Raw genomic sequence first — 21820 nt, 5'->3', positions numbered from 1 at the left:
CGTATTGAAAGGGGAATTCCCGATGGATCTTCGTAAGCTGAAAACTCTGATCGACCTCGTTTCCGAATCCGGCATCTCCGAGCTGGAAGTGACGGAAGGCGAAGGCAAGGTGCGCATCGTCAAGAACGCGCCGCCGGTCTACGTGCAGCCGACGGCTGGGTATGCCCCGCAAGTCAGCGCGCCCGCCCCGTCGGCCGCGCTGCCGACCGAAGGCGCTGCCGCGCCGGCCGCAGGCGGCGCAGCCGCTCCGGCGGTCCCGCAGGGCCACGTCGTGACGTCGCCGATGGTCGGCACGTTCTATCGCGCACCGTCGCCGGGCGCGGACCCGTTCGTCCAGGTGGGCGATACGGTCAAGGAAGGCCAGACCATCTGCATCATCGAAGCGATGAAGCTGCTCAACGAGATCGAGTCGGACAAGGCCGGCGTGATCAAGGAAATCCTCGTCGAGAACGGCCAGGCCGTCGAATACGGCCAGCCGCTTTTCGTGATCGGCTAAGTCCGCCGCGCGGCCTGCGGGCCGCGCGCCGCCGATGCCCGCCAGGCGCCGTTCGCGCGCCCCTCGAAGAGACGAATACTCGCTATGTTTGAAAAAATCCTCATTGCCAACCGCGGTGAAATCGCGCTGCGCATCCAGCGTGCGTGCCGTGAGCTCGGCGTCAAGACGGTGGTCGTCTACTCGGAAGCCGACAAGGAAGCCAAGTACGTGCGCCTCGCGGACGAAGCCGTCTGTATCGGCCCGGCCCCGTCGAACCTGAGCTACCTGAACATGCCGGCGCTGATCAGCGCCGCGGAAGTCACCGATGCCGAGGCGATCCACCCCGGCTACGGCTTCCTGTCGGAGAACGCCGATTTCGCGGAACGCGTCGAGCAGTCGGGCTTCACGTTCATCGGCCCGCGCCCGGAAACGATCCGCATGATGGGTGACAAGGTCACCGCGAAGCAGACGATGATCAAGACCGGCGTGCCGTGCGTGCCGGGCTCGGAAGGCGCGTTGCCGGACGATCCGAAGGAGATCGTCAAGATTGCGCGCGCGATCGGCTATCCGGTCATCATCAAGGCGGCAGGCGGCGGTGGCGGACGCGGGATGCGCGTCGTGCACACCGAGGCCGCGCTCGTCAACGCGGTCAACATGACCCGCGAGGAAGCCGGCCGTGCGTTCGGCAACCCGCAGGTGTACATGGAGAAGTTCCTCGAGAACCCGCGCCACATCGAAATCCAGGTGCTGTCCGACGCGTACAAGAACGCGATCTGGCTCGGCGAGCGCGATTGCTCGATGCAGCGCCGCCACCAGAAGGTGATCGAGGAAGCGCCGGCACCCGGCATTCCGCGCCGCCTGATCGACCGCATCGGCGACCGCTGCGCGGACGCCTGCAAGAAGATGGGCTATCTCGGCGCGGGCACGTTCGAATTCCTGTACGAAAACGGCGAGTTCTACTTCATCGAGATGAACACGCGCGTGCAGGTCGAGCACCCGGTATCGGAGCTGATCACGGGCGTCGACATCGTGCAGGAACAGATCCGCATCGCGGCCGGCGAGAAGCTCACGCTGCGCCAGCGCGACATCCAGTTCCGCGGACATGCGATCGAATGCCGGATCAACGCGGAAGATCCGTTCAAGTTCACGCCGTCGCCGGGCCGGATCACGTCGTGGCATACGCCGGGCGGCCCCGGCGTGCGCGTCGATTCGCACGCCTACAATGGCTATTTCGTGCCGCCGAACTATGATTCGATGATCGGCAAGCTGATCACCTACGGCGCGACGCGCGAGCAGGCGATCAGCCGGATGCGCATCGCGCTGTCGGAAATGGTCGTCGAAGGCATCCAGACCAACATCCCGCTGCACCGCGAGCTGATGATCGATTCGAAGTTCGTCGAAGGCGGCACCAGCATCCACTACCTCGAAAACCGGCTCGCCCAGAAGCAGCAGGTCGCACCGGAAGAAGCGTAAGCATGAGCTATCGCGAACTCGTCGTCGAACTGGCCCGTGAGCATGCGGAGGCGCTGTCCGACGCGCTGCTCGAACTCGGCGCGCTGTCGGTGTCCGTCGAGGATGCCGACGCCGACACGCCCGACGAACAGCCGCTCTTCGGCGAGCCGGGTCTCGTGCCCGACCGCACCGCGTGGCAGCACTCGCGCGTGGTCGCGCTGCTCGCGGCCGACCATGAGCCGGCCGTGCTGCTCGCGGCGGCCGCGAACGAGATCGGCGTCGCCGAGACGCCGGCGTTCACCGTCCGCGAAGTCGAAGAGCAGGACTGGGTGCGTCTCACGCAATCGCAGTTCGAGCCGATCCCGATCGGCGAGCGGATCTGGGTCGTGCCGTCGTGGCACGATGCGCCCGACCCCGACGCGCTCATCCTCGAACTCGATCCGGGCCTCGCCTTCGGCACCGGCAGCCACCCGACCACGCGCCTGTGCATGGAATGGCTCGAGCAGTCGGTGACGCCCGGCCAGTCGGTGCTCGACTACGGCTGCGGCTCGGGCATTCTCGCGATCCTCGCGAAGAAATGCGGGGCGAACCCCGTCATCGGCATCGACATCGATCCGCAGGCGGTCGAATCGGCGCGGCAGAACAGCGAACGCAACCGTGCGGAAGTCACGTACGGGCTGCCCGATGCATGCCCGGACGGTGAATTCGACATCGTCGTCGCGAACATCCTGTCGAATCCGCTGAAGCTGATGGCGTCGATGCTCGCCTCGAAGGTCAAGCCGGGCGGGCGCATCGCGCTGTCGGGCGTGCTCGCGCGCCAGGCGGACGAAGTGGCGGCCGTCTACGCACGCTACGTCGACATCTCGGTCTGGCGTGAGCACGAAGGTTGGGTATGCCTCGCCGGAACCCGACGCGAAAGCCATTAGAATAGCGCTGTCCTTCACTCTGGCCAGCAGGCCGCCCGGCTCGACATGCTTCTTGCGACGCGCTGCCCTCATTGCGAAACCGTCTTCCGGCTGCAGCAGGAACAGCTCTCGCTGCATCAAGGGCTCGTGCGCTGCGGGCATTGCCACGAAGTCTTCAACGCATCCGAGTCGCTCGTTCCCGAGCACGCGCAGCAGCCCGAGCCGGTCCTGACCGAACCGGCTGCCTCGCAGGATGACGGTGATGCGCATCATCCGGCCCCGCCTCGGCTGTTCGCTGCCGAAGCGCCGGCCGGGTCACCTTCCGACACCGATTACAAGCCCGAAGGCTGGGACATGTGGGCGCCGTGGCTCGATGCCGGCGTCGACCCGTCGCTGCAGCACAGCGTGCAGACCTTGCGCACCGAGCCGCTGATCCCGCTTGCCCTTCCGTCCATCGAAGCCGGCGTCGTTCACCTGTCGGGTACGCCCGCACCGTTCGCGCCCTCGCCGGCCGAGCTGCCCCCGTCCGCTGCCGTCGAACAGCCGGCCGAATCGCTGCAGACGCAAACGCCGCAGGATACCGAACCATCGGCCGCGCCCGTCGAACACGACCTGCGTGAGCCCCGCTTCGTCGCGCACCGTCCGTCGGACGCAGAGACCGCTCGCGACGCCGCCGAACCCGTCGGTACCGCGCACTTCGCCGTGCCGGACGACGAACGCGCGCCGCGCGAACCGCGCTTTGCGTTCACGCCGGCGCCAGCCGTCACCGAAGCCGGGCCCGAGCCTGACTCCGGCACCACCCGGCACGACGAGACGCCCGCCGCAACGACCCACGCGCCGGCCGCCCCCTTCCCCGCTGCGCTGACCGACGACGATCGTCCGCATTTCACCGTCACGCGCGAAACGCGCGCGCCGCAGCGGCGCGGCATGCTCGGCGGCTTTTTCGGCGGCCTCGTCGCTGTCGTGCTCGCCGTGCTGCTCGTCGGGCAACTCGCATGGTGGCAGCGCGAAACGCTGATGATCTACTGGCCCGTCACGCAGGGCTGGTTCCGGCAGGCCTGCGCGCCGCTCGGCTGCACGGTTGCGCCGCCGCGCGCGATCGACGGCCTGCGGCTCGACGCGACCGACCTGCGCCAGCTCGACGGCCCGCGCGAGCTCGAGCTGAAGGTGCCGCTGACGAACCGCTACCGCGTCGCACTCGCCTACCCGTCGCTCGAGCTGACGCTGCTCGACGACACCAACCACGTGACCGTGCGCCGCGTACTCGCGCCGCGCGACTACGTGCGCCCGGGCACGCCGATCGACGCCGGGCTGCCGCCCGGCACGACGCAGACGATGGTCGTCCGCGTCGACACGAACGGTGCGCCCGCCTCGAATTTCCGCGTCCAGATTTTCTATCCGTGACGCGCCGCGGCGCGCGCCTGCGCGCCCGTCTCAACCCGCGCGCCCGAGCGGCGCGCTATTTCGGAGCACGAACATGAGCAAAGTTACGCTGGGTGGCAACCCGATCGATCTCGCCGGCACGTTCCCGGCCGTCGGCGCACAAGCCGCCGATTTCAAGCTGGTCGGCAAGGACCTCGCCGACCTGTCGCTCGCCAGCTTCGCCGGCAAGCGCAAGGTGCTGAACATCGTCCCGAGCCTCGACACGCCGACCTGCGCGACGTCGACCCGCAAGTTCAACGAAGCCGCATCGTCGCTCGACAACACGGTTGTCGTCGTCGTGTCCGCCGACCTGCCGTTCGCTGCGACGCGCTTTTGCACGACCGAAGGCCTCGAGAATGTCGTGACGGCTTCGACGTTCCGCACCGGCCGCGCATTCGCGAACGCGTACGGTGTCGACGTGACGAGCGGCCCGCTGAACGGCCTGACCGCGCGTGCGGTCGTCGTGCTCGACGCGCAGGACAAGGTGATCCACGCGGAACTCGTCGGCGAAATCAAGGACGAGCCGAACTACGATGCAGCGCTCGCCGCGCTGAAGTAAGCTTTCTTTCGCTTTCCCCTGCCGCGCCGCGCCTTTCGCGCGGCGTTGTCGCGCAGGGTCCCTCATTTCTACAGGAACGCACACCTTGGCTACGTTGATTTGCGGTTCGATCGCCTACGATTCCATCATGACCTTCGAAGGGCGGTTCCGCGAGCACATCCTGCCCGACCAGGTGCACCTCATCAACCTGAGCTTCCTGGTGCCGACGATGCGCCGCGAATTCGGCGGCTGCGCGGGCAACATCGCGTACGCGCTGCACCTGCTCGGCGGCGATGCGCGCATCATGGGGACGATCGGCGCACTCGACGCGCAGCCGTATCTCGACCGGCTCGACCAGCTCGGCCTGCGCCGCGACCACGTTCGCGTGCTGCCCGACACGTATACCGCGCAGGCGATGATCACGACCGATCTCGACAACAACCAGATCACGGCGTTCCACCCGGGCGCGATGATGCAGTCGCACCTGAACCATGCGGGCGACGCGCCGGGCATCAAGCTCGCGATCGTCGGCCCCGACGGCTTCGACGGGATGGTGCAGCACGTGGAAGAGCTCGCCAAGGCCGGCGTGCCGTTCGTGTTCGATCCGGGCCAGGGCCTGCCGCTGTTCGACGGTGCGACGCTGCGCCGCAGCATTGAACTTGCGACCTATGTAGCGGTCAACGACTACGAGGCCAAGCTGGTGAGCGACAAGACGGGATGGTCCGAAGATGAAATCGCCAGCCGGGTCGACGCCCTCGTCATCACGCGTGGCGAGCACGGCGCGACCATCCGCCACAAGCAGGGCACGGAGCAGATTCCTGTCGTGCCGGCCGAGCGGATCTCCGATCCGACCGGCTGCGGCGATGCCTTCCGGGGTGGCTTGCTGTACGGCATCGAGCATGGCCTCGACTGGGCAACCACGGGCCGCCTCGCGAGCCTGATGGGCTCGATCAAGATCGCCCACCAGGGGCCCCAGACTTACGTACTGACGCGCGCCGAAATCGACGCGCGCTTCGAGACTGCATTCGGTTACAGTCTCAAATGAATTTTGTGGGAGAGCAAAGATGTTGACGAAAAAGACCCTCACGCTCGCGGCCATGCTGACGGCCTCGCTGACGCTCACCGGCTGCTTCACCGCACCCGGTTCGGCGGATGTCTATAGCGTCGGCCAGGCGCAGCGCGAACAGACGGTCCGCATGGGCACGGTCGAAAGCGTCCGCGCGGTGCGCATCCAGTCCGACGGCGGCGGCAGCGCGATCGGCACGCTCGGCGGCGGCGCGCTCGGCGCGGTGGCAGGCAGCGCGATCGGCGGCGGCAAGGGGTCGATCCTGACCGCGATCGCCGGCGGCCTCGTCGGCGCGGTCGCGGGCAACGCGGTCGGCGAAAACCTCAGCACGGCGAACGGTGTCGAAATCACCGTGCGCCTCGACAACGGCGATCTGCGCTCGATCACGCAGGCTGCAAGCGGCGAAGCGTTCCGCGCCGGCGAACGCGTGCGACTGCTGTCGAGCGGCGGCGTCACGCGCGTCACGCACTAACAGGTACCTCAGCACGCGGCGCAAGCCGCGGTCGAACGCATGTGCGAAGCTGCACATGCGTTTTTTTTCGTCCGTACTCGCCGCCGTCGGCGTACGGGCGTCCGGTATGCGGGCACATCCATCGGCAAGGACGGACGAAAAAAATCCCGCCACCTGAGCCAGATGGCGGGACTGATTGAGTAGCGCTACTCAACCCACGGACACCACGTGAGTGTCCGGGTGGTGCAGGTCAGCCTCGATTACGGACGGCTGCCGGTCGGGAACGGCCATGCCGCTGCCGGGTTGAGCGCGGTCTTCACGCCCGATGCCGGCGCAACCGATGCGGTCGACGCGGTCGTTGCCGGCGCAGCCTTCTTCACGACGGCCTTCTTCGGAGCAGCAGCCTTCTTCGGAGCGGCAGCCTTCTTCGCCGGAGCCGCAGCCGGGGCAGCAGCGGCAGCCTTCTTCGCCGGAGCAGCGGCCTTCTTCGCAGGGGCAGCCTTCTTGGCAGGCGCAGCCTTCTTCGCGGCAGCCTTCTTCGCAGGCGCAGCCTTCTTCGCAGCAGCCTTCTTCGCCGGCGCGGCCTTCTTCGCAGCAGCCTTCTTAGCCGGTGCGGCCTTCTTCGCAGCAACCTTCTTCACTGCGACTTTCTTGGCGGCAACCTTCTTCGCTGCGGCCTTCTTCGCCGGTGCTGCCTTCTTCGCGGCAACCTTCTTCACTGCGACCTTCTTGGCGGCAACCTTCTTCGTTGCGACCTTCTTCGCAGCAACCTTCTTCACTGCGGCCTTCTTCGCCGGTGCTGCCTTCTTCGCGGCAACCTTCTTCACCGCGACCTTCTTCGCAGCAACCTTCTTCACTGCAACGGCCTTCTTCGCCGGAGCAGCAGCCTTCTTCGCAGCGACCTTCTTCACTGCGGCCTTCTTTGCAGCCGGTTTCTTCTTGGCAAGTGCCATGTTGTTCTCCTTCAGGTTCAGATGAGAGTCAGTTCAAACTACACCCTTCGTCAAAACCCGCTTCCCGCGGACGCTGTTCAGGACGTGCGCTTCGAAGCGGGCTATTCATCGGCGTACGCGGATACCACGCGCTTACGCTAATGAATACGGTATGGCGCGCGTGACCACCCGGCCTCGCGCGCCAAATCAAGTCGGTAGCCGGCGCACCTCGCGCCGCTACCCCTAATCGCTTGATCAAGCGGACCGCCACACGGCCGTCCGCTTTTTCCGGAGGGAAGTTTGCCCATCCCACTGAAGGGTTCGCAAAGTGCCTGTCGTGTCGTCGTGCCGTTAAGGCACCGGGCATGCTTTGCATCAGGCGTTCTTGCTCCTAAACCTTGAGCCGGGGCCGAGAGGCCGCCGGCTGTTCCATCATGTGACGGGTTCGCTGCTGCGGGTTATTCCCAGGACAGCGCGCCGCCCGTCTGATACTCGATCACACGCGTCTCGAAGAAGTTGCGTTCCTTCTTCAGGTCGATCATCTCGCTCATCCACGGGAACGGATTTTCCTCGTTCGGGTACAGCGGATCGAGGCCGATCTGCTGGCAACGACGGTTGCTGATGAAGCGCAGATAGCTCTTGAACATCGACGCGTTCAAACCCAGCACGCCGCGCGGCATCGTGTCCTCGGCGTAGCGGTATTCGAGTTCGACAGCCTGCTTGAACAGCTCGCGGATCTCGGCGCGGAATTCGGCGGTCCAGAGATGCGGATTCTCGAGCTTGATCTGGTTGATCAGGTCGATGCCGAAGTTGCAGTGCATCGACTCATCGCGCAGGATGTACTGATATTGCTCTGCAGCACCCGTCATCTTGTTCTGGCGGCCGAGCGCGAGGATCTGCGTAAACCCGACATAGAAGAACAGGCCTTCCATGATGCAGGCGAACACGATCAGCGACTTCAGCAGCTTCTGATCCGCTTCGAGCGTGCCGGTCTTGAAGGCCGGATCCGTCAGCGTGTGGATGAACGGGATCAGGAATTCGTCCTTCGCGCGGATCGACGTGACCTCGTGGTACGCGTTGAAGATCTCGCCTTCGTCGAGACCGAGCGATTCGACAATGTATTGGTACGCGTGCGTGTGGATCGCCTCTTCGAACGCCTGGCGCAGCAGGAACTGCCGGCACTCGGGCGCCGTGATGTGGCGGTACGTGCCGAGCACGATGTTGTTCGCCGCGAGCGAATCGGCCGTCACGAAGAAGCCGAGGTTGCGCTTCACGATGCGGCGCTCGTCCTCGGTCAGACCGTTCGGGTCCTTCCACAGAGCGATGTCGCGGGACATGTTGATTTCCTGCGGCATCCAGTGGTTCGCGCAACCGGCCAGATACTTTTCCCACGCCCACTTGTACTTGAACGGCACCAGCTGATTGACGTCAGTCTGGCCGTTGATGATGCGCTTGTCGGCGACATTGACCCGCGCTTCCGAACCGCCGGCGGGAACAGCCGATGCTTGCGGGGGCACCGCAAGATCGCCTTCGAAAATGTCGCGGACCTGATGGGCGGCAGGCGTTGCAGCCTGCAGTCCGACAGCCGTTCCTGCGGAGGTGCGCATCGCGTTTTGCTGCGCTCCGCTCGCGGGAGTTACGGCAGTCTTCTCTTCATCCCAGTTGAGCATAAATTCTCACCATCAATTTAGAACGGTTTGTACCATCTTTTCCTGAGCGATAAAAGGGTTCGCTCACGAAAAATCCTTTTTTCGATTCGCGTTGCGACCTCGATACAACACTTTGAGCAACGCATCGTCGTTCATGCAGCGCGCGATGTGCGTCGCGCGTGTATCGCAAGGTGCGCTCGACGCATCGAACGCTGATCGAAACGCGACGTCGTCGGGGATGTTTCGATCGCTTGTCACTGCCTGCAACGCAGGTGCCGCGTTACAGATTCCTTATCATTTTTTTAGTTGAGAGCGGCGCACACTTCAACCTCGATCGGTCGTCGTGTGCGCCGCGCTGACCTGCTTCTCAGGTCAGGCGCACTGCGTTACTGGCACGCTTCGCATTCGTCGAAGCCAGGATCGCCCGGACGCATCGTGCACACCGGACCATCTGCCTCGACCGGTGCGAGTGCCGGTGCCGCGTTGACCGCGCCCGACGACGCATCGCCGCCTGCCGCACCGAAGCCGCCAGCCGCGCCTTGCGCGCCGCCGCTGCTCGAACCGCCGCCCGTCGGCACGGCGTTCAGCGCGCCGTGTGCGACCGTCGACTTCTCGACGTGCGTCGCCGCCATCGTGCGGAGGTAGTAGGTCGTCTTCAGGCCACGCAGCCATGCGAGCTTGTAGACCTCGTCGAGCTTCTTGCCCGACGCGCCGCCCATGTAGATGTTCAGCGACTGCGCCTGGTCGATCCACTTCTGGCGACGCGATGCCGCTTCGACCAGCCACGTCGGGTCGACTTCGAAGGCGGTCGCGTAGATCGCGCGGAGGTCGGCCGGGATGCGGTCGATGCGCGACAGCATGCCGTCGAAGTACTTCAGGTCGGCGACCATCACTTCGTCCCACAGGCCGCGTTCCTTCAGGTCGCGCACCAGGTACTCGTTCACCACCGTGAATTCGCCCGACAGGTTCGACTTCACGTACAGGTTCTGGAAGGTCGGCTCGATACAGGCCGACACGCCGATGATGTTCGAGATCGTCGCCGTCGGCGCGATCGCGACGCAGTTCGAGTTGCGCATGCCGTGCGAGGCGATCCGCGAACGCAGCGACGTCCAGTCGAGCGATTCGGAGGTATCGACTTCGACGTAGCCGCCGCGTGCTTCCGTCAGCAGCTTCAGCGTGTCCTGCGGGAGGATGCCGCGATCCCACAGCGAGCCGCGGTAGCTCGAGTAGCGGCCGCGCTCTTCGGCCAGCTCGGTCGACGCGTAGTACGCGTAGTAGCAGACCGCTTCCATCGAACGATCGGCGAACTCGACCGCCGCTTCCGACGCGTACGGCGTGCGCAGCAGGTGCAGGCAGTCCTGGAAGCCCATGATGCCCATGCCGACCGGACGGTGCTTCAGGTTCGAGTTACGCGCCTTCGGCACCGCGTAGTAGTTGATGTCGATCACGTTGTCGAGCATGCGCATCGCGACGCTGATCGTGCGCTTCAGCTTGTCGTGGTCGAGCGCGTAGCTGCCGTCGGCCTGCTTCACCAGGTGGGCGACGAGGTTCACCGAGCCGAGGTTGCACACCGCGATTTCGGTGTCGCTCGTGTTCAGCGTGATTTCCGTGCACAGGTTCGACGAGTGGACGACGCCGACGTGCTGCTGCGGCGAGCGCACGTTGCACGGATCCTTGAACGTGATCCACGGGTGGCCCGTCTCGAACAGCATGCCGAGCATCTTGCGCCAGAGTTGCTGCGCCGGGATCTTCTTGAACAGCTTGATCTCGCCGCGCGCGACCTTGTCTTCGTAAGCCGTGTAAGCCTTCTCGAATTCCGCGCCGAACTTGTCGTGCAGGTCCGGGCAGGTCGACGGCGAGAACAGCGTCCAGTCCGCACCTTCCATCACGCGCTTCATGAACAGGTCGGGAATCCAGTTCGCCGTGTTCATGTCGTGCGTCCGGCGGCGATCGTCGCCCGTGTTCTTGCGCAGCTCGAGGAACTCCTCGATGTCGAGGTGCCACGATTCGAGGTACGCGCAGACCGCGCCCTTGCGCTTGCCGCCCTGGTTGACCGCGACGGCCGTGTCGTTGACGACCTTCAGGAACGGGACCACGCCTTGCGACTTGCCGTTCGTGCCCTTGATATGCGAGCCGAGTGCGCGCACGCGCGTCCAGTCGTTGCCCAGGCCGCCGGCGAACTTCGACAGCAGCGCGTTTTCCTTCAGCGCTTCATAGATGCCGTCGAGATCGTCCGCGACGGTCGTCAGGTAGCACGACGACAGCTGCGAGCGGTGCGTGCCCGAGTTGAACAGCGTCGGCGTCGAGCTCATGAAGTCGAAGCTGGACAGCACGTTGTAGAACTCGATCGCGCGCGTTTCGCGGTCGATCTCGTTCAGCGACAGGCCCATCGCGACGCGCATGAAGAATGCCTGCGGCATTTCGATGCGGGTGCCTTCGACGTGCAGGAAGTAGCGGTCGTACAGCGTCTGCAGGCCGAGGTAGCCGAACTGCAGGTCGCGGTTCGCGTCGAGTGCTTCGCCGAGGCGCTTCAGGTCGAACTGCAGCAGCTTGTCGTCGAGCAGGCCGGCGTCGACGCCGCGCTTCAGGAACTGCGGGAAGTATTCCGCGTAACGGGTCGACATCTCGGCCTGCACCACTTCCTCACCGAGGATCTCGCGGCGGATCGTGTGCAGCAGGATGCGCGACGTAACCTGGCTGTATGCCGGATCCTTCTCGATCATCGTGCGCGCAGCCAGGATCGCCGAGTCGTAGACCTGGCTCATCGGCACGCCGTCGTACAGGTTCTTCACCGTCTCGGCGACGATCGGGTCAGGGTTAACCGCAGCGCCGAGGCCGTCGCATGCCGACACGATCAGCGCGCGCAGCGCGTTCAGGTCGAGCGGGCGCGTGACGCCGTTGTCGACGACGTTGATGCCGGTGCTCGCCTCGCCGCCGGCGGCCGCTGCTTCCTCGCCCGCATGCTGGCGCTCGAGGTGACGCTTCTCGCGATACAGCACGTACGCACGCGCGACGTTGTGCTCGCCGCCGCGCATCAGCGCGAGTTCGACCTGGTCCTGGATGTCTTCGATATGGAACGTACCGCCGTTCGGGCGGCTGCGCACGAGCGCGCGCACGACGTTGTGCGTCAGTTGCTCGACCTGCTCGCGTACGCGCGCCGATGCCGCACCCTGCCCGCCATTGACGGCCAGGAAAGCCTTGGTCACCGCAATCGCGATCTTCGAAGGTTCGAACGAGACGACGCTGCCGTTGCGGCGGATCACCTTGTAGTCGGCGAACGTGGCCTGCGGCGCGAGCGCCTTCGCGCCCTGTTCGGTCCCGCCGAGCGGACGGCTCGAGGCGCTCTCGTACTGGGACGTCGCGTTGTCGGTGGTTTGCATGTGCAAAGCTCCTGGTGTTGGATGGTGCGGAGAGAACCGCGGATTAAAACGAACGCTGCGCAACGCGGTGCGCGAGCGGTAAGAGGCGAGCGATGCGCCGGGGAAGCCGGTTCGGTCGATGCGCGACAACCGATCCGGTCGTGTGCTTCGTCATGTGTACCCGCCCCGTCGATGTTCGCTGCGCTGATCGCGACGCCCGGACCGCCCGGCCTGACGCGCCGCCCTGAGAACCCTGTCCGCCGGCGTTGCCCGCCGGCCGGTGCCGCTCGGGTTTCCCCTGCGACACACACTATATCTAGTGCAGAACTGCTCAACTGGCACCAAGTATAGTGGACATTCGGAGGACGTCAAAATGGATAATTTGCGATGGAGGTATTGACATCACCCTCACCCCGCACAGGCTCAGACGCGACAAGGCATTGGTCGGAAAAAAAAATTTCGCGCCCTCAAAAACCCTGCGATCAGTGCTGACGGAAAGGAAAGTATTCGGCGGAAAAACCGGCATCGCTCGCAAAGCGTTGCCAATCGAAATGTGGGCCCGGGTCGGTCTTGCGGCCCGGCGCGACGTCCGAGTGCCCCGCGAATGCGTCGACCGGGTAGCGTGCCGCGAGCGCGCGGGAGAGCGCGGCGAGCATCGCATACTGCGCGTCGTCGAACGGCACGTCGTCCGCGCCCTCGAGCTCGATGCCGATCGAGAAGTCATTGCAGCGCGCCCGGCCGAAGAACTCGGACGAGCCCGCATGCCACGCACGCTCGTCGCACGACACGAACTGCACGAGTTCGCCGTTGCGGCGGATCAGGAAGTGCGCGGACACGCGCACGTCGCGCAGGTGGCTCTGGTAATAGGGGTGCGCATCGCAGTCGAGACGATTCAGGAACAGCGCCTCGATCGCGTCACCGCCGAATTCGCCGGGCGGCAGGCTGATGTTGTGGACGACCACGAGCGTCGGCACCGCGCCCGCGGGCCGCACCTCGAAGTTCGGCGACGGCGCATGGCGCGCTTCGCGCACCCAGCCGTGCGCGTCGACCGACAGCAACCGCGTGTCGCTCATCGTGCGTCGCGACCGCTCGACCGCGCGGCGTGGCGCTGCGCGTGCTCGGCGCTGCAGAAGTATTCACCGCCCGCGGCGACGGCGTCGCCCTTCGGCGCATGCACGCCGCATTCGGCGCAGCGCACCATCGGCTCGGGCAGCGCCCGCGCATCGCCGTTCGGGCGCCCCGAACCCGCGCCGCCGGCGCCGGCGCCGGGCATGCCGTCGTGACCGGCGCCGCGGCCGGTGCGCGCCTGCGCGTGCTCCTGGGCCTGGCGCAGCTTGCGCGCGATCCACGAACCCGCGAAGAAGAGAAGAATCAGGAGAAGAATCTGTCGCATCGGAAACCTGCGTTCAAACCACGGAACGGTGCAGCAGCACCTCGAAAACGAACCGGCTGCCGACATACGCGAGCAGCAGCGCGGCGAACGACACGAGCACCCAGCGCGCGGCACCACGGCCACGCCAGCCCGACGTCTTGCGGGCGACCAGCAGGCCGCCGAACATCAGCCACGACAGGATCGCGAATACCGTCTTGTGGTCGAGCCGCAGCGCGCGCGCGTCGACCTGCTCGCTGAACAGGATGCCCGACGCGAGCGTCAGCGTGAGCAGCACGAAGCCGGCGCCGATCAGGCGGAACAGCAGCTTCTCGAGCGTGAGCAGCGGCGGCAGCGTCTCGAGCCAGCTCGCGATCCAGCCCGTCGAGCCGTCGCGCCCGCCGCTCCGCAGCGACTGCAGGCGCCGCTCGACCATCAGCATCAGGATCGCGTGCAGCGCCGCGATCGCGAACAGGCCGTATGCGATGTTCGCGATCAGGAAATGCAGCTTGAACAACGGCGCTGCGGCATAAGGAAGCACCCGCACGCCACCGAACACGAGCGGCAGCAGCGACGCGCCACACGCGAGCGGCAGTACCAGCAGGCGCAGGCTGTCGAGCGGGAAGAAGAAGCTCTCGATCCAGTAGATGCCGGCGCCGAGCCAGAACATCGCGGACAGCGCGAACGCGAAGCCGAACACCATTGCGTCGTTCGGAAAGATCGTCATATGGAGCAGCACGCCGTGCGCGACCAGCGCGGCGAACAGCAGCGCGCGGCCGGCCCCGCTCATCCCGGACGCAGCGGACGCGGGAACCGGCACGGCCGGCACGCTCGCGACGAGCGGCGTCGCGCCCTGGCGGTGCGTGCGCCAGCCTGCGACGGCGAGGCCGCCGTACAGGAATGCGGTGAGGGCATACAGTACAATATCCATGTTCGAAGTTTACACTAGGCCCCCTTCCCGCGACGGCTCCCTTTGTTCGGTTCCGCCGCGCCTTCGGGCCCCACTGTCCATCGCTCCCCATGCTCGACAATCTCACTCAACGGATGGCGCGCGTCGTCAAGACGCTGCGCGGCGAGGCCCGGCTTACCGAGGCGAACACGCAGGAGATGCTCCGCGAGGTGCGTCTCGCCCTGCTGGAGGCCGACGTTTCGTTGCCGGTCGTCCGCGAATTCATCGCCAAGGTCAAGGAAAAGGCGCTCGGCGAAGAAGTGATCAGCAGCCTGTCGCCGGGTCAGGCGCTGGTCGGCGTGGTCCAGAAGGAACTGACCGCCGTGATCGGCGGCGACTACGAAGGCAAGGCCGCCGAGCTGAACCTCGCGGTCACGCCGCCCGCCGTGATCCTGATGGCCGGCCTGCAAGGCGCGGGCAAGACCACGACCGCCGGCAAGCTCGCGAAGCTGCTGCGCGAGAAGTACAAGAAGAAGGTGCTGACCGTGTCGTGCGACGTGTATCGCCCGGCCGCAATCATGCAGCTGAAAACGGTGAGCGAACAGGTCGGCGCCGACTTCTTCCCGTCCACGCCGGACCAGAAGCCCGTCGACATCGCGATTGCGGCCGTCGATTGGGCAAAGCGCCACTACCATGACGTGCTGATCGTCGACACGGCCGGCCGCCTCGGCATCGACGAGGCGATGATGCAGGAAATCGCCGCGCTGCACGGCACGCTGAAGCCGGCCGAAACACTGTTCGTCGTCGACGCGATGCTCGGCCAGGACGCGGTCAACACCGCGAAGGCGTTCAACGACACGCTGCCGCTCACCGGCGTCGTGCTGACCAAGCTCGACGGCGACTCGCGCGGCGGCGCCGCGCTGTCGGTGCGTCACGTCACGGGCAAGCCGATCAAGTTCGTCGGTGTCGCGGAGAAGCTCGACGGCCTCGAGGTGTTCCACCCCGACCGGATGGCGAACCGGATCCTCGGCATGGGCGACATCCTCGCGCTCGTCGAGGAGGCGCAGCGCGGCGTCGACGTGCAGGCCGCGCAGAAGCTCGCCGACAAGGTCAAGAAAGGCGGCGACTTCGACCTGAACGATTTCCGCGCGCAGATCTCGCAGATGAAGAACATGGGCGGCCTGTCGTCGCTGATGGATAAACTCCCTGCGCAGTTCCAGCAGGCGGCCGCCGGCGCCGACATGGGCCAGGCCGAGAAGTCGATCCGCCGGATGGAAGGCATCATCAGCTCGATGACGCCGGCCGAGCGCGCGAAACCCGAGATCATCAAGGCGACGCGCAAGCGCCGCATTGCAGCCGGCGCGGGCGTGCCGGTGCAGGAAGTCAACCGGATGCTGAACCAGTACGACCAGATGCGTACGATGATGAAGAAGCTGAAGGGCGGCAACATGCAGAAGATGATGCGCGGCCTGAAGGGCATGATGCCCGGCATGCGCTGATTCCGCCCATCGGCCGGCGCGCGGGTTTTTGCTGTAGCGCGCGGCGGCCGTTCTGCTTCATTCTTATTTGTATACCGACTGCCCGCCAGAACACATGAACCGCGAAGAAGCCCTCCACATTTTCAACCACTCCGAAGAGATCGTCTCGGCGGACGCCGTCAACGCGTCGATCTCCAAGATGGCCGACGCGATCCGCGCCGAGATCGGCGACGCGTTCCCGCTCGTTCTCTCGGTGATGGGCGGCGCCGCGGTGTTTACCGGGATGCTGCTGCCGCATCTCGATTTCCCGCTGGAATTCGACTACATCCACCTGACCCGCTACCGCAACACGACGCAGGGCAGCCCGGAAATGCACTGGCGCGTCGCGCCGCGCGAATCGGTGAAAGACCGGATCGTGCTCGTGCTCGATGACATCCTCGACGAAGGCGAGACGATGGCCGCGATCCGCGACCGCATTCTCGACATGGGCGCCAAGCGCTTCATGTCGGCCGTGCTGTGCGAGAAGACGCTCGCGAAGGCGAAGCCGCTGCACCCCGACTTCTGCGGCTTCGCGGTACCGGACCGCTACGTGTTCGGCTGCGGGATGGATGCGAAGGGCTACTGGCGCAACCTGCCGACGATCCGTGCGCTGACCACGAACGTCTGAGCGCCCCGCTCCGCACTATATAAATAGAAAGCGGCGCTCCGGTTTCCCGGCGCGCCGCTTTTTTTGGCGTCTTGGGTGTGCGCCGCCCCGCCCTACAGCTGGTGCACGAACGCGCGGACGCCGCCCAGCATCATCTCGACCGAAATCGCGACGAGCACGAGGCCCATCAGGCGCTCGAACGCCGCGACGGTCCGCTCGCCGATCCATTGCTGGATCCGCTCGGCCAGCACCAGCGTCACCGCGCAGACGATCATCGTGACCGTCAGCGCGCCGACCCACTCGAGCATCTTGCCGGGTCCCTGCGACGTCAGCAGCATCACCGTCGCGAGCGCGGACGGCCCGGCGAGCGCCGGAATCGCGAGCGGCACGATGAACGGCTCGCCGCCCGCACGCGGATCGTTGCCGAGCGCGCCGTCCGGATGCGGGAAGATCATCCGCAGCGCGATCAGGAACAGCACGATCCCGCCGCCGAGCCGCAGCGACAGGTCGGTGAGGCTCATCATCCGCAGGAAACGATCACCGACCAGCATGAAGAACAGCAGGATCACGAACGCGATCCCCACTTCACGCAGGATCAGCTTCACGCGCCGCTCGCGCGGCACATCCCGCATCGCCGAAATGAACAGCGGGATGTTGCCGAGCGGATCGGTGATCAGCACCAGGAGCACGGTGGCCGACAGGAAGGTGTATTCCACCGCGTTCCCCGGTCGGTGCGCTTAGCGCGCGAGCGCGGCGCGGATCTTCTCCGCGACCGTCGCCGCAGCCGCGTCGGCCGGCAGCAGCGTCGCTTCGGCGTCGCGGCGGCCCTGATACTCGATCTTGCCTTCCTTCAGGCCGCGCTCGCCGATCACGAGGCGATGCGGCACGCCGACCAGCTCCCAGTCGGCGAACATCACGCCCGGGCGCTCGCCGCGATCGTCGAGGATCACGTCGATGCCGGCTGCGACGAGTTCCGCGTACAGCTTGTCGGCGGTCTCGCGCACCATGTCGCTGCGGTCATAGCCCATCGGGCACAGCACGACTTCGAACGGTGCAATCGACTCGGGCCAGATGATGCCGCGGTCGTCGAAGTTCTGTTCGATCGCCGCGCCGAGAATGCGCGTGACGCCGACGCCGTAGCAGCCCATCAGCATCGGCTGCGGCTTGCCCGACTCGTCGAGGAACGTCGCACCCATCGCTTCCGAATACTTGGTGCCGAGCTGGAATACGTGGCCGACCTCGATGCCGCGGCAGATGTCGATCACACCCTTGCCGTCCGGCGACGGGTCGCCCTTCTTCACGTTGCGCACGTCGGCGACGTCCGGCTCGGGCAGGTCGCGGCCCCAGTTCACGCCCGCGATGTGGTAGTCGACCTCGTTCGCGCCGACGACGAAGTCGCTCATGTTCGCGACCGTGCGGTCCGCGATCACCTTCACGGGTTTCTTCGTGCCGACCGGGCCGAGATAGCCCGGCGGCGTGCCGAACCACTCGACGATTTCCTGCTCGGTCGCGAAGCGGTGGTTCTTCAGGCCCGGCAGCTTCGACACCTTGATCTCGTTCAGGTCGTGATCGCCGCGCAGCATCACGAGCCAGATGGTCGGCTCGGCGCCTTCGTTGTCGGTCGCGAGCACGATCGACTTGATCGTGCGCTCGAGCGGGATGGCCAGCAGCTCGGCGACGGCTTCGCACTTCGCCTTGCCGGGCGTCGCGACCTTCTCCATCGCTTCGGCCGGCGCCGCGCGTTCGGCGATCAGCGGCAACGCTTCGGCCGCCTCGATGTTCGCCGCGAACTCGGACGTCGGGCAGTACGCGATCGCGTCTTCACCGGTGTCGGCGATCACGTGGAATTCGTGCGAGAAGTTACCGCCGATCGAGCCGCTGTCGGCCGCGACCGCACGGAACTCGAGGCCGAGGCGCGTGAAGATGCGCACGTACGCGTCGTACATCTTGCGATACGACTCGTTCAGGCCGGCCGCGTCCTTGTCGAACGAGTATGCGTCCTTCATGATGAATTCGCGGCCGCGCATCACGCCGAAGCGCGGACGGATCTCGTCGCGGAACTTCGTCTGGATCTGGTAGAAGTTCACCGGCATCTGCCGGTAGCTCTTGATCTGGTTGCGCGCGATGTCGGTGATGACTTCCTCGTGCGTCGGCCCGATCACGAAGTCGTTGTCCTTGCGGTCCTTGAAGCGCAGCAGCTCGGGACCGTACTGCTCCCAGCGGCCCGATTCCTGCCACAGTTCGGCGGGTTGCACGGCCGGCATCAGCAGCTCGATGGCGCCCGCCCGGTTCATTTCCTCGCGCACGATTGCCTCGACCTTGCGAATCGAACGCAAGCCGACCGGCAGGTAGTTATAGATGCCGCCGGCGACGCGACGGATCATGCCGGCGCGCACCATCAGCTTGTGGCTGACGATCTCTGCGTCGGCGGGTGCTTCTTTCAGGGTGCCGATAAAGAAACGGGAAGCTTTCATGCGGACGGTTCCAAAAACGGCGCCCCCAGGCGGGGCGCCCGAAAAAGTTTCAAGGTGAAAAAGCTGCGCGCGACGAACGGCGATGGCGCAGATGACGTAGCAGACTAATCAGGGACAATTCAGCCGGTGTGCCCCGCGCGGATTCGCTCCGTCACGGTGCGCAGCGCCCGTTATCTGTTTATAATCAAAGCAATTTTAAAGGATTCGAAGGTGGTTGTATGCTGGATCGTGAAGGCTTTCGCCCGAACGTCGGCATCATCCTCTTGAACGCGCGCAACGAGGTGTTTTGGGGTAAGCGGCTCCGCGAGCATTCCTGGCAGTTTCCTCAAGGTGGGATCAAGTACGGCGAGACCCCCATGCAGGCGATGTACCGGGAACTGCACGAGGAAACGGGCCTGCACCCGGAACACGTCAAGATAATCGGCCGCACACGCGACTGGTTGCGTTATGAGGTGCCTGACAAGTTCATTAAACGCGAAGTACGCGGTCATTACCGCGGCCAGAAGCAGATCTGGTTCCTGCTGCGGATGGTTGGACGCGATTGCGACATTTGCTTGCGCGCGACCGACCACCCGGAGTTCGATGCGTGGCGCTGGAACGAGTACTGGGTGCCGCTCGATGCGGTGATCGAGTTCAAGCGGGATGTCTATCAGTTGGCGCTGACGGAACTGTCGCGCTTCCTGCGCCGCCCGGCGCAGCGAGCCGAGAAGCCGCGTGGGCCGCGTCTGTCGCGCTATCCGCGCGTCATTGGCGTAGAGGCCCAGCAGACGCTGACGATTGTCGACACATCGGTAGTCTGTTCGGAGATCGAAGTGGAAGCGGGCACGCTCGACGAGATGCCGCCCCACGTGATCGTCGGCAAATGACGAATCGAACTGCATGACCGGGCGCGACCTTGGTGTCGCGCCCTTTTTTTACGAGGAATGCATATTGAAAGCGATTGCTCTCGCGCTCGCATCGATTGCCGCGGTGGCCACGCTGGCAGGTTGCGCGAATTCGAAGACGCCCACCAACAAGGATGACAGCGAGTTCGTGTATCTGCTGGACCGCCAGGGCACGTGGAAGGAAAACACGGTCGACTCGCTGCCGCCGCTGCCGCAGACGGGCGACCTGCTGCCGTTCAACGTATCGCAGAACACGCCGCTCAAGTTCTTCGTCGATGCGAAGTCGCTGGCGGTCGGCACCGATGGCGTCGTGCGCTACGCGGTCGTCATCACGAGCCCGGCCGGCGCGCGCAACGTGAACTACGAAGGCATCCGCTGCGACACCTACGAATGGCGCCAGTATGCCGGCCTGAATTCGGAACACGACGGCTGGGATCGCACCGTCGAAAACGACTGGCGGCGCATCGAGAACGGCGAACTGAATGCCTACCACTCGGCGCTCTATCAGGACTACTTCTGCGCGAACAAGATGCCGCAGGGCTCGACCCAGCAGATCCTGGAGAACATCCGGTTTCACCGCACCGCGATGAGCCAGTTGCGCTGACGGCGCGCGGCGCCCACCGCCGCCCCTGTTCGCCGCAAGAAAAAAGCCCGCATCACGCGGGCTTTTTCGTTTGGCAGCCGGAGCCTGCTCGAATGGTCACACCAGCACCAGGTTGTCGCGATGGATCAATTCGGGCTCCAGCATGTAGCCGAGCACGGATTCGATCTCGCCGCTCGGCTTGCGGTGAATCAGTTTCGTCTCCGCACTGCTGTAGTTCGTGAGCCCACGCGCCACCTCGCGCCCGTCGGGGCCGACACACGCGATGACTTCACCGCGCGCGAACGCGCCCTGCACGTCGATCACGCCGATCGGCAGCAGGCTCTTGCCGCCGGCCGTCAGCTTCTCGACCGCGCCTGCGTCGATCACGACATGGCCGCGCACCTGAAGGTGGTCGGCCATCCACTGCTTGCGCGCCGCCATCCGCGCGGTACGTGCGATCAGTTGCGTGCCGATCGCCTCACCGGCCGCCAGACGCACGAGCACGTCGGCCTCCCGGCCGCTCGCGATCACGGTGTTCGCGCCGCTGTGCGCCGCGCGCTTCGCCGCGAGGATCTTCGTCAGCATCCCGCCGCGGCCAAGGCTGGAGCCCGCGCCGCCGGCCATCGCCTCGAGTTCCGGCGCGCCTGCATTGGCTTCCGCAACGAGCGTCGCGTTCGGGTCCTTGCGCGGATCGGCCGTGAACAGCCCCGACTGGTCGGTCAGGATGATCAGGGCATCGCCTTCGATCAGGTTTGCAACGAGCGCGCCGAGCGTATCGTTGTCGCCGAACTTGATTTCGTCGGTGACGACCGTGTCGTTCTCGTTGATGATCGGCACGACGCCAAGCCGCAGCAGCGTCAGCATCGTCGAACGCGCATTCAGGTAACGCTCGCGATCCGCCAGGTCGGCATGCGTCAGCAGGATCTGCGCGGTGCGGATGTCGTGCTCGGTGAAGCGGCTTTCATAGACCTGCGCGAGCCCCATCTGGCCGACGGCGGCGGCAGCCTGCAACTCGTCGATTTCCCGTGGTCGCTTGCTCCAGCCGAGCCGCTGCATCCCTTCGGCAATCGCGCCCGAACTGACGAGCACGACTTCCTTGCCCTGCGCGCGCAGTGCGGCGATCTGGGCCGCCCAACGGCCGATTGCCGCATGATCGAGCCCCTTGCCGTCGTTGGTCACGAGGCTGGAGCCCACCTTCACCACCAATCGCTTCGAATCCGCGATGATCGAACGCATCCTGCACTGTCT

General features: G+C 65.5%; 21 protein-coding genes. 11 read left to right on the top strand and 10 right to left on the bottom strand.

Going from position 1 to position 21820, the window contains the following annotated elements; genetic code table 11:
- Positions 1-22: 22 nt before the first annotated feature.
- The 7 genes from accB (at position 23) to CFB45_RS02795 (ending at position 6330) form a co-directional block, all read left to right on the top strand.
- Positions 23-496, top strand: a complete 474-nt coding sequence (gene accB, locus CFB45_RS02825; RefSeq protein WP_046544894.1) for an acetyl-CoA carboxylase biotin carboxyl carrier protein — start codon at positions 23-25, stop codon at positions 494-496.
- A gap of 84 nt (positions 497-580) precedes the next feature.
- Positions 581-1948, top strand: a complete 1368-nt coding sequence (gene accC / locus CFB45_RS02820; protein ID WP_021161890.1) for an acetyl-CoA carboxylase biotin carboxylase subunit — start codon at positions 581-583, stop codon at positions 1946-1948.
- Between the two features lie 2 nt (positions 1949-1950).
- Positions 1951-2853, top strand: a complete 903-nt coding sequence (gene prmA, locus CFB45_RS02815; RefSeq protein ID WP_089424447.1) for a 50S ribosomal protein L11 methyltransferase — start codon at positions 1951-1953, stop codon at positions 2851-2853.
- Positions 2854-2898: 45 nt separating this feature from the next.
- Positions 2899-4236: a zinc-ribbon and DUF3426 domain-containing protein gene (locus tag CFB45_RS02810; protein WP_089424446.1), complete on the top strand. Its 1338-nt coding sequence runs from the start codon at positions 2899-2901 to the stop codon at positions 4234-4236.
- A gap of 73 nt (positions 4237-4309) precedes the next feature.
- Positions 4310-4813 carry a thiol peroxidase gene (gene tpx / locus CFB45_RS02805; RefSeq protein ID WP_027783488.1) on the top strand — a complete coding sequence of 168 codons (504 nt, stop codon included), beginning with the start codon at positions 4310-4312 and terminating at the stop codon, positions 4811-4813.
- Positions 4814-4898: 85 nt separating this feature from the next.
- A complete protein-coding gene (locus tag CFB45_RS02800; protein WP_069247079.1) occupies positions 4899-5837 on the top strand; it encodes a carbohydrate kinase family protein in 939 nt (312 codons plus the stop codon).
- 19 nt (positions 5838-5856) lie between these two features.
- A complete protein-coding gene (locus tag CFB45_RS02795) occupies positions 5857-6330 on the top strand; it encodes a glycine zipper 2TM domain-containing protein (RefSeq protein WP_021161893.1) in 474 nt (157 codons plus the stop codon).
- A 239-nt stretch (positions 6331-6569) separates the two neighbouring features.
- On the opposite strand, the gene CFB45_RS02790 is transcribed toward CFB45_RS02795, so the two are convergent.
- The 7 genes from CFB45_RS02790 to CFB45_RS02755 all read right to left on the bottom strand — a co-directional run bounded on the left by CFB45_RS02790 (position 6570) and on the right by CFB45_RS02755 (position 14549).
- Positions 6570-7262, bottom strand: coding sequence for a histone H1-like DNA-binding protein (locus tag CFB45_RS02790; RefSeq protein ID WP_089424445.1), 693 nt, complete (start codon positions 7260-7262; stop codon positions 6570-6572).
- A 28-nt stretch (positions 7263-7290) separates the two neighbouring features.
- Positions 7291-7617, bottom strand: coding sequence for a hypothetical protein (locus CFB45_RS02785; protein ID WP_076841698.1), 327 nt, complete (start codon positions 7615-7617; stop codon positions 7291-7293).
- Between the two features lie 82 nt (positions 7618-7699).
- Complete coding sequence (locus CFB45_RS02780) at positions 7700-8911, bottom strand: ribonucleotide-diphosphate reductase subunit beta (RefSeq protein WP_039353057.1); 1212 nt, start codon at positions 8909-8911, stop codon at positions 7700-7702.
- Between the two features lie 365 nt (positions 8912-9276).
- Positions 9277-12270 (bottom strand): ribonucleoside-diphosphate reductase subunit alpha, encoded by a 2994-nt coding sequence (locus tag CFB45_RS02770; RefSeq protein ID WP_089424443.1) that lies wholly within the window; start codon positions 12268-12270, stop codon positions 9277-9279.
- A 461-nt stretch (positions 12271-12731) separates the two neighbouring features.
- Positions 12732-13322, bottom strand: a complete 591-nt coding sequence (gene ampD / locus CFB45_RS02765; RefSeq protein WP_089424442.1) for a 1,6-anhydro-N-acetylmuramyl-L-alanine amidase AmpD — start codon at positions 13320-13322, stop codon at positions 12732-12734.
- A complete protein-coding gene (locus CFB45_RS02760) occupies positions 13319-13642 on the bottom strand; it encodes a PP0621 family protein (protein WP_089424441.1) in 324 nt (107 codons plus the stop codon). Before CFB45_RS02760 ends, ampD begins: the two co-directional genes overlap by 4 nt.
- Positions 13643-13655: 13 nt before the next feature.
- Positions 13656-14549, bottom strand: coding sequence for a cytochrome C assembly family protein (locus tag CFB45_RS02755; RefSeq protein ID WP_085042265.1), 894 nt, complete (start codon positions 14547-14549; stop codon positions 13656-13658).
- A gap of 89 nt (positions 14550-14638) precedes the next feature.
- Here CFB45_RS02755 and ffh point away from each other — a divergent pair, with 89 nt between their 5' ends.
- The gene (gene ffh, locus CFB45_RS02750) at positions 14639-16006 is read left to right on the top strand and encodes a signal recognition particle protein (RefSeq protein ID WP_089424440.1); all 1368 of its coding nucleotides are present in this window, start codon (positions 14639-14641) and stop codon (positions 16004-16006) included.
- A gap of 94 nt (positions 16007-16100) precedes the next feature.
- On the top strand, positions 16101-16652 hold the full coding sequence (locus CFB45_RS02745; RefSeq protein WP_089424439.1) for a hypoxanthine-guanine phosphoribosyltransferase: 552 nt from the start codon (positions 16101-16103) through the stop codon (positions 16650-16652).
- A 92-nt stretch (positions 16653-16744) separates the two neighbouring features.
- Here CFB45_RS02745 and CFB45_RS02740 read toward each other — a convergent pair whose 3' ends face one another.
- Together CFB45_RS02740 and CFB45_RS02735 are read right to left on the bottom strand one after the other, a co-directional pair.
- On the bottom strand, positions 16745-17347 hold the full coding sequence (locus tag CFB45_RS02740; RefSeq protein WP_011350864.1) for a MarC family protein: 603 nt from the start codon (positions 17345-17347) through the stop codon (positions 16745-16747).
- A 21-nt stretch (positions 17348-17368) separates the two neighbouring features.
- A complete protein-coding gene (locus tag CFB45_RS02735; protein ID WP_089424438.1) occupies positions 17369-19105 on the bottom strand; it encodes a proline--tRNA ligase in 1737 nt (578 codons plus the stop codon).
- 218 nt (positions 19106-19323) lie between these two features.
- Between CFB45_RS02735 and CFB45_RS02725 the strand changes: the two genes are divergently transcribed.
- Both CFB45_RS02725 and CFB45_RS02720 read left to right on the top strand, forming a co-directional pair.
- A complete protein-coding gene (locus CFB45_RS02725) occupies positions 19324-19971 on the top strand; it encodes an RNA pyrophosphohydrolase (protein ID WP_039353086.1) in 648 nt (215 codons plus the stop codon).
- 13 nt (positions 19972-19984) lie between these two features.
- Entirely contained in the window at positions 19985-20593 is a 609-nt protein-coding gene (locus CFB45_RS02720; protein ID WP_089424437.1) for a CNP1-like family protein, read from the top strand.
- Positions 20594-20689: 96 nt separating this feature from the next.
- Here CFB45_RS02720 and proB read toward each other — a convergent pair whose 3' ends face one another.
- Positions 20690-21808: a glutamate 5-kinase gene (gene proB / locus CFB45_RS02715; RefSeq protein ID WP_039353092.1), complete on the bottom strand. Its 1119-nt coding sequence runs from the start codon at positions 21806-21808 to the stop codon at positions 20690-20692.
- Between the last annotated feature and the right edge of the window lie 12 nt (positions 21809-21820).

It is taken from the genome of Burkholderia sp. HI2500, from assembly GCF_002223055.1.
GTDB lineage: Bacteria > Pseudomonadota > Gammaproteobacteria > Burkholderiales > Burkholderiaceae > Burkholderia.
Note: the sequence above shows the minus strand (reverse complement) of the source record. Positions and strands in the feature narration are given on the sequence as shown.

Coding starts and splice junctions, on each gene's coding strand:
- CFB45_RS02725 (WP_039353086.1), top strand. CDS start 19,324: ATGCTGGATCGTGAAGGCTTTCGCCCGAACGTCGGCATCATCCTCTTG.
- tpx (WP_027783488.1), top strand. CDS start 4,310: ATGAGCAAAGTTACGCTGGGTGGCAACCCGATCGATCTCGCCGGCACG.
- CFB45_RS02790 (WP_089424445.1), bottom strand. CDS start 7,262: ATGGCACTTGCCAAGAAGAAACCGGCTGCAAAGAAGGCCGCAGTGAAG.
- CFB45_RS02780 (WP_039353057.1), bottom strand. CDS start 8,911: ATGCTCAACTGGGATGAAGAGAAGACTGCCGTAACTCCCGCGAGCGGA.
- CFB45_RS02720 (WP_089424437.1), top strand. CDS start 19,985: ATGACCGGGCGCGACCTTGGTGTCGCGCCCTTTTTTTACGAGGAATGC.
- ffh (WP_089424440.1), top strand. CDS start 14,639: ATGCTCGACAATCTCACTCAACGGATGGCGCGCGTCGTCAAGACGCTG.
- accC (WP_021161890.1), top strand. CDS start 581: ATGTTTGAAAAAATCCTCATTGCCAACCGCGGTGAAATCGCGCTGCGC.
- proB (WP_039353092.1), bottom strand. CDS start 21,808: ATGCGTTCGATCATCGCGGATTCGAAGCGATTGGTGGTGAAGGTGGGC.
- CFB45_RS02755 (WP_085042265.1), bottom strand. CDS start 14,549: ATGGATATTGTACTGTATGCCCTCACCGCATTCCTGTACGGCGGCCTC.
- accB (WP_046544894.1), top strand. CDS start 23: ATGGATCTTCGTAAGCTGAAAACTCTGATCGACCTCGTTTCCGAATCC.
- CFB45_RS02795 (WP_021161893.1), top strand. CDS start 5,857: ATGTTGACGAAAAAGACCCTCACGCTCGCGGCCATGCTGACGGCCTCG.
- CFB45_RS02760 (WP_089424441.1), bottom strand. CDS start 13,642: ATGCGACAGATTCTTCTCCTGATTCTTCTCTTCTTCGCGGGTTCGTGG.
- CFB45_RS02785 (WP_076841698.1), bottom strand. CDS start 7,617: ATGCAAAGCATGCCCGGTGCCTTAACGGCACGACGACACGACAGGCAC.
- CFB45_RS02810 (WP_089424446.1), top strand. CDS start 2,899: ATGCTTCTTGCGACGCGCTGCCCTCATTGCGAAACCGTCTTCCGGCTG.
- prmA (WP_089424447.1), top strand. CDS start 1,951: ATGAGCTATCGCGAACTCGTCGTCGAACTGGCCCGTGAGCATGCGGAG.
- CFB45_RS02770 (WP_089424443.1), bottom strand. CDS start 12,270: ATGCAAACCACCGACAACGCGACGTCCCAGTACGAGAGCGCCTCGAGC.
- CFB45_RS02745 (WP_089424439.1), top strand. CDS start 16,101: ATGAACCGCGAAGAAGCCCTCCACATTTTCAACCACTCCGAAGAGATC.
- ampD (WP_089424442.1), bottom strand. CDS start 13,322: ATGAGCGACACGCGGTTGCTGTCGGTCGACGCGCACGGCTGGGTGCGC.
- CFB45_RS02735 (WP_089424438.1), bottom strand. CDS start 19,105: ATGAAAGCTTCCCGTTTCTTTATCGGCACCCTGAAAGAAGCACCCGCC.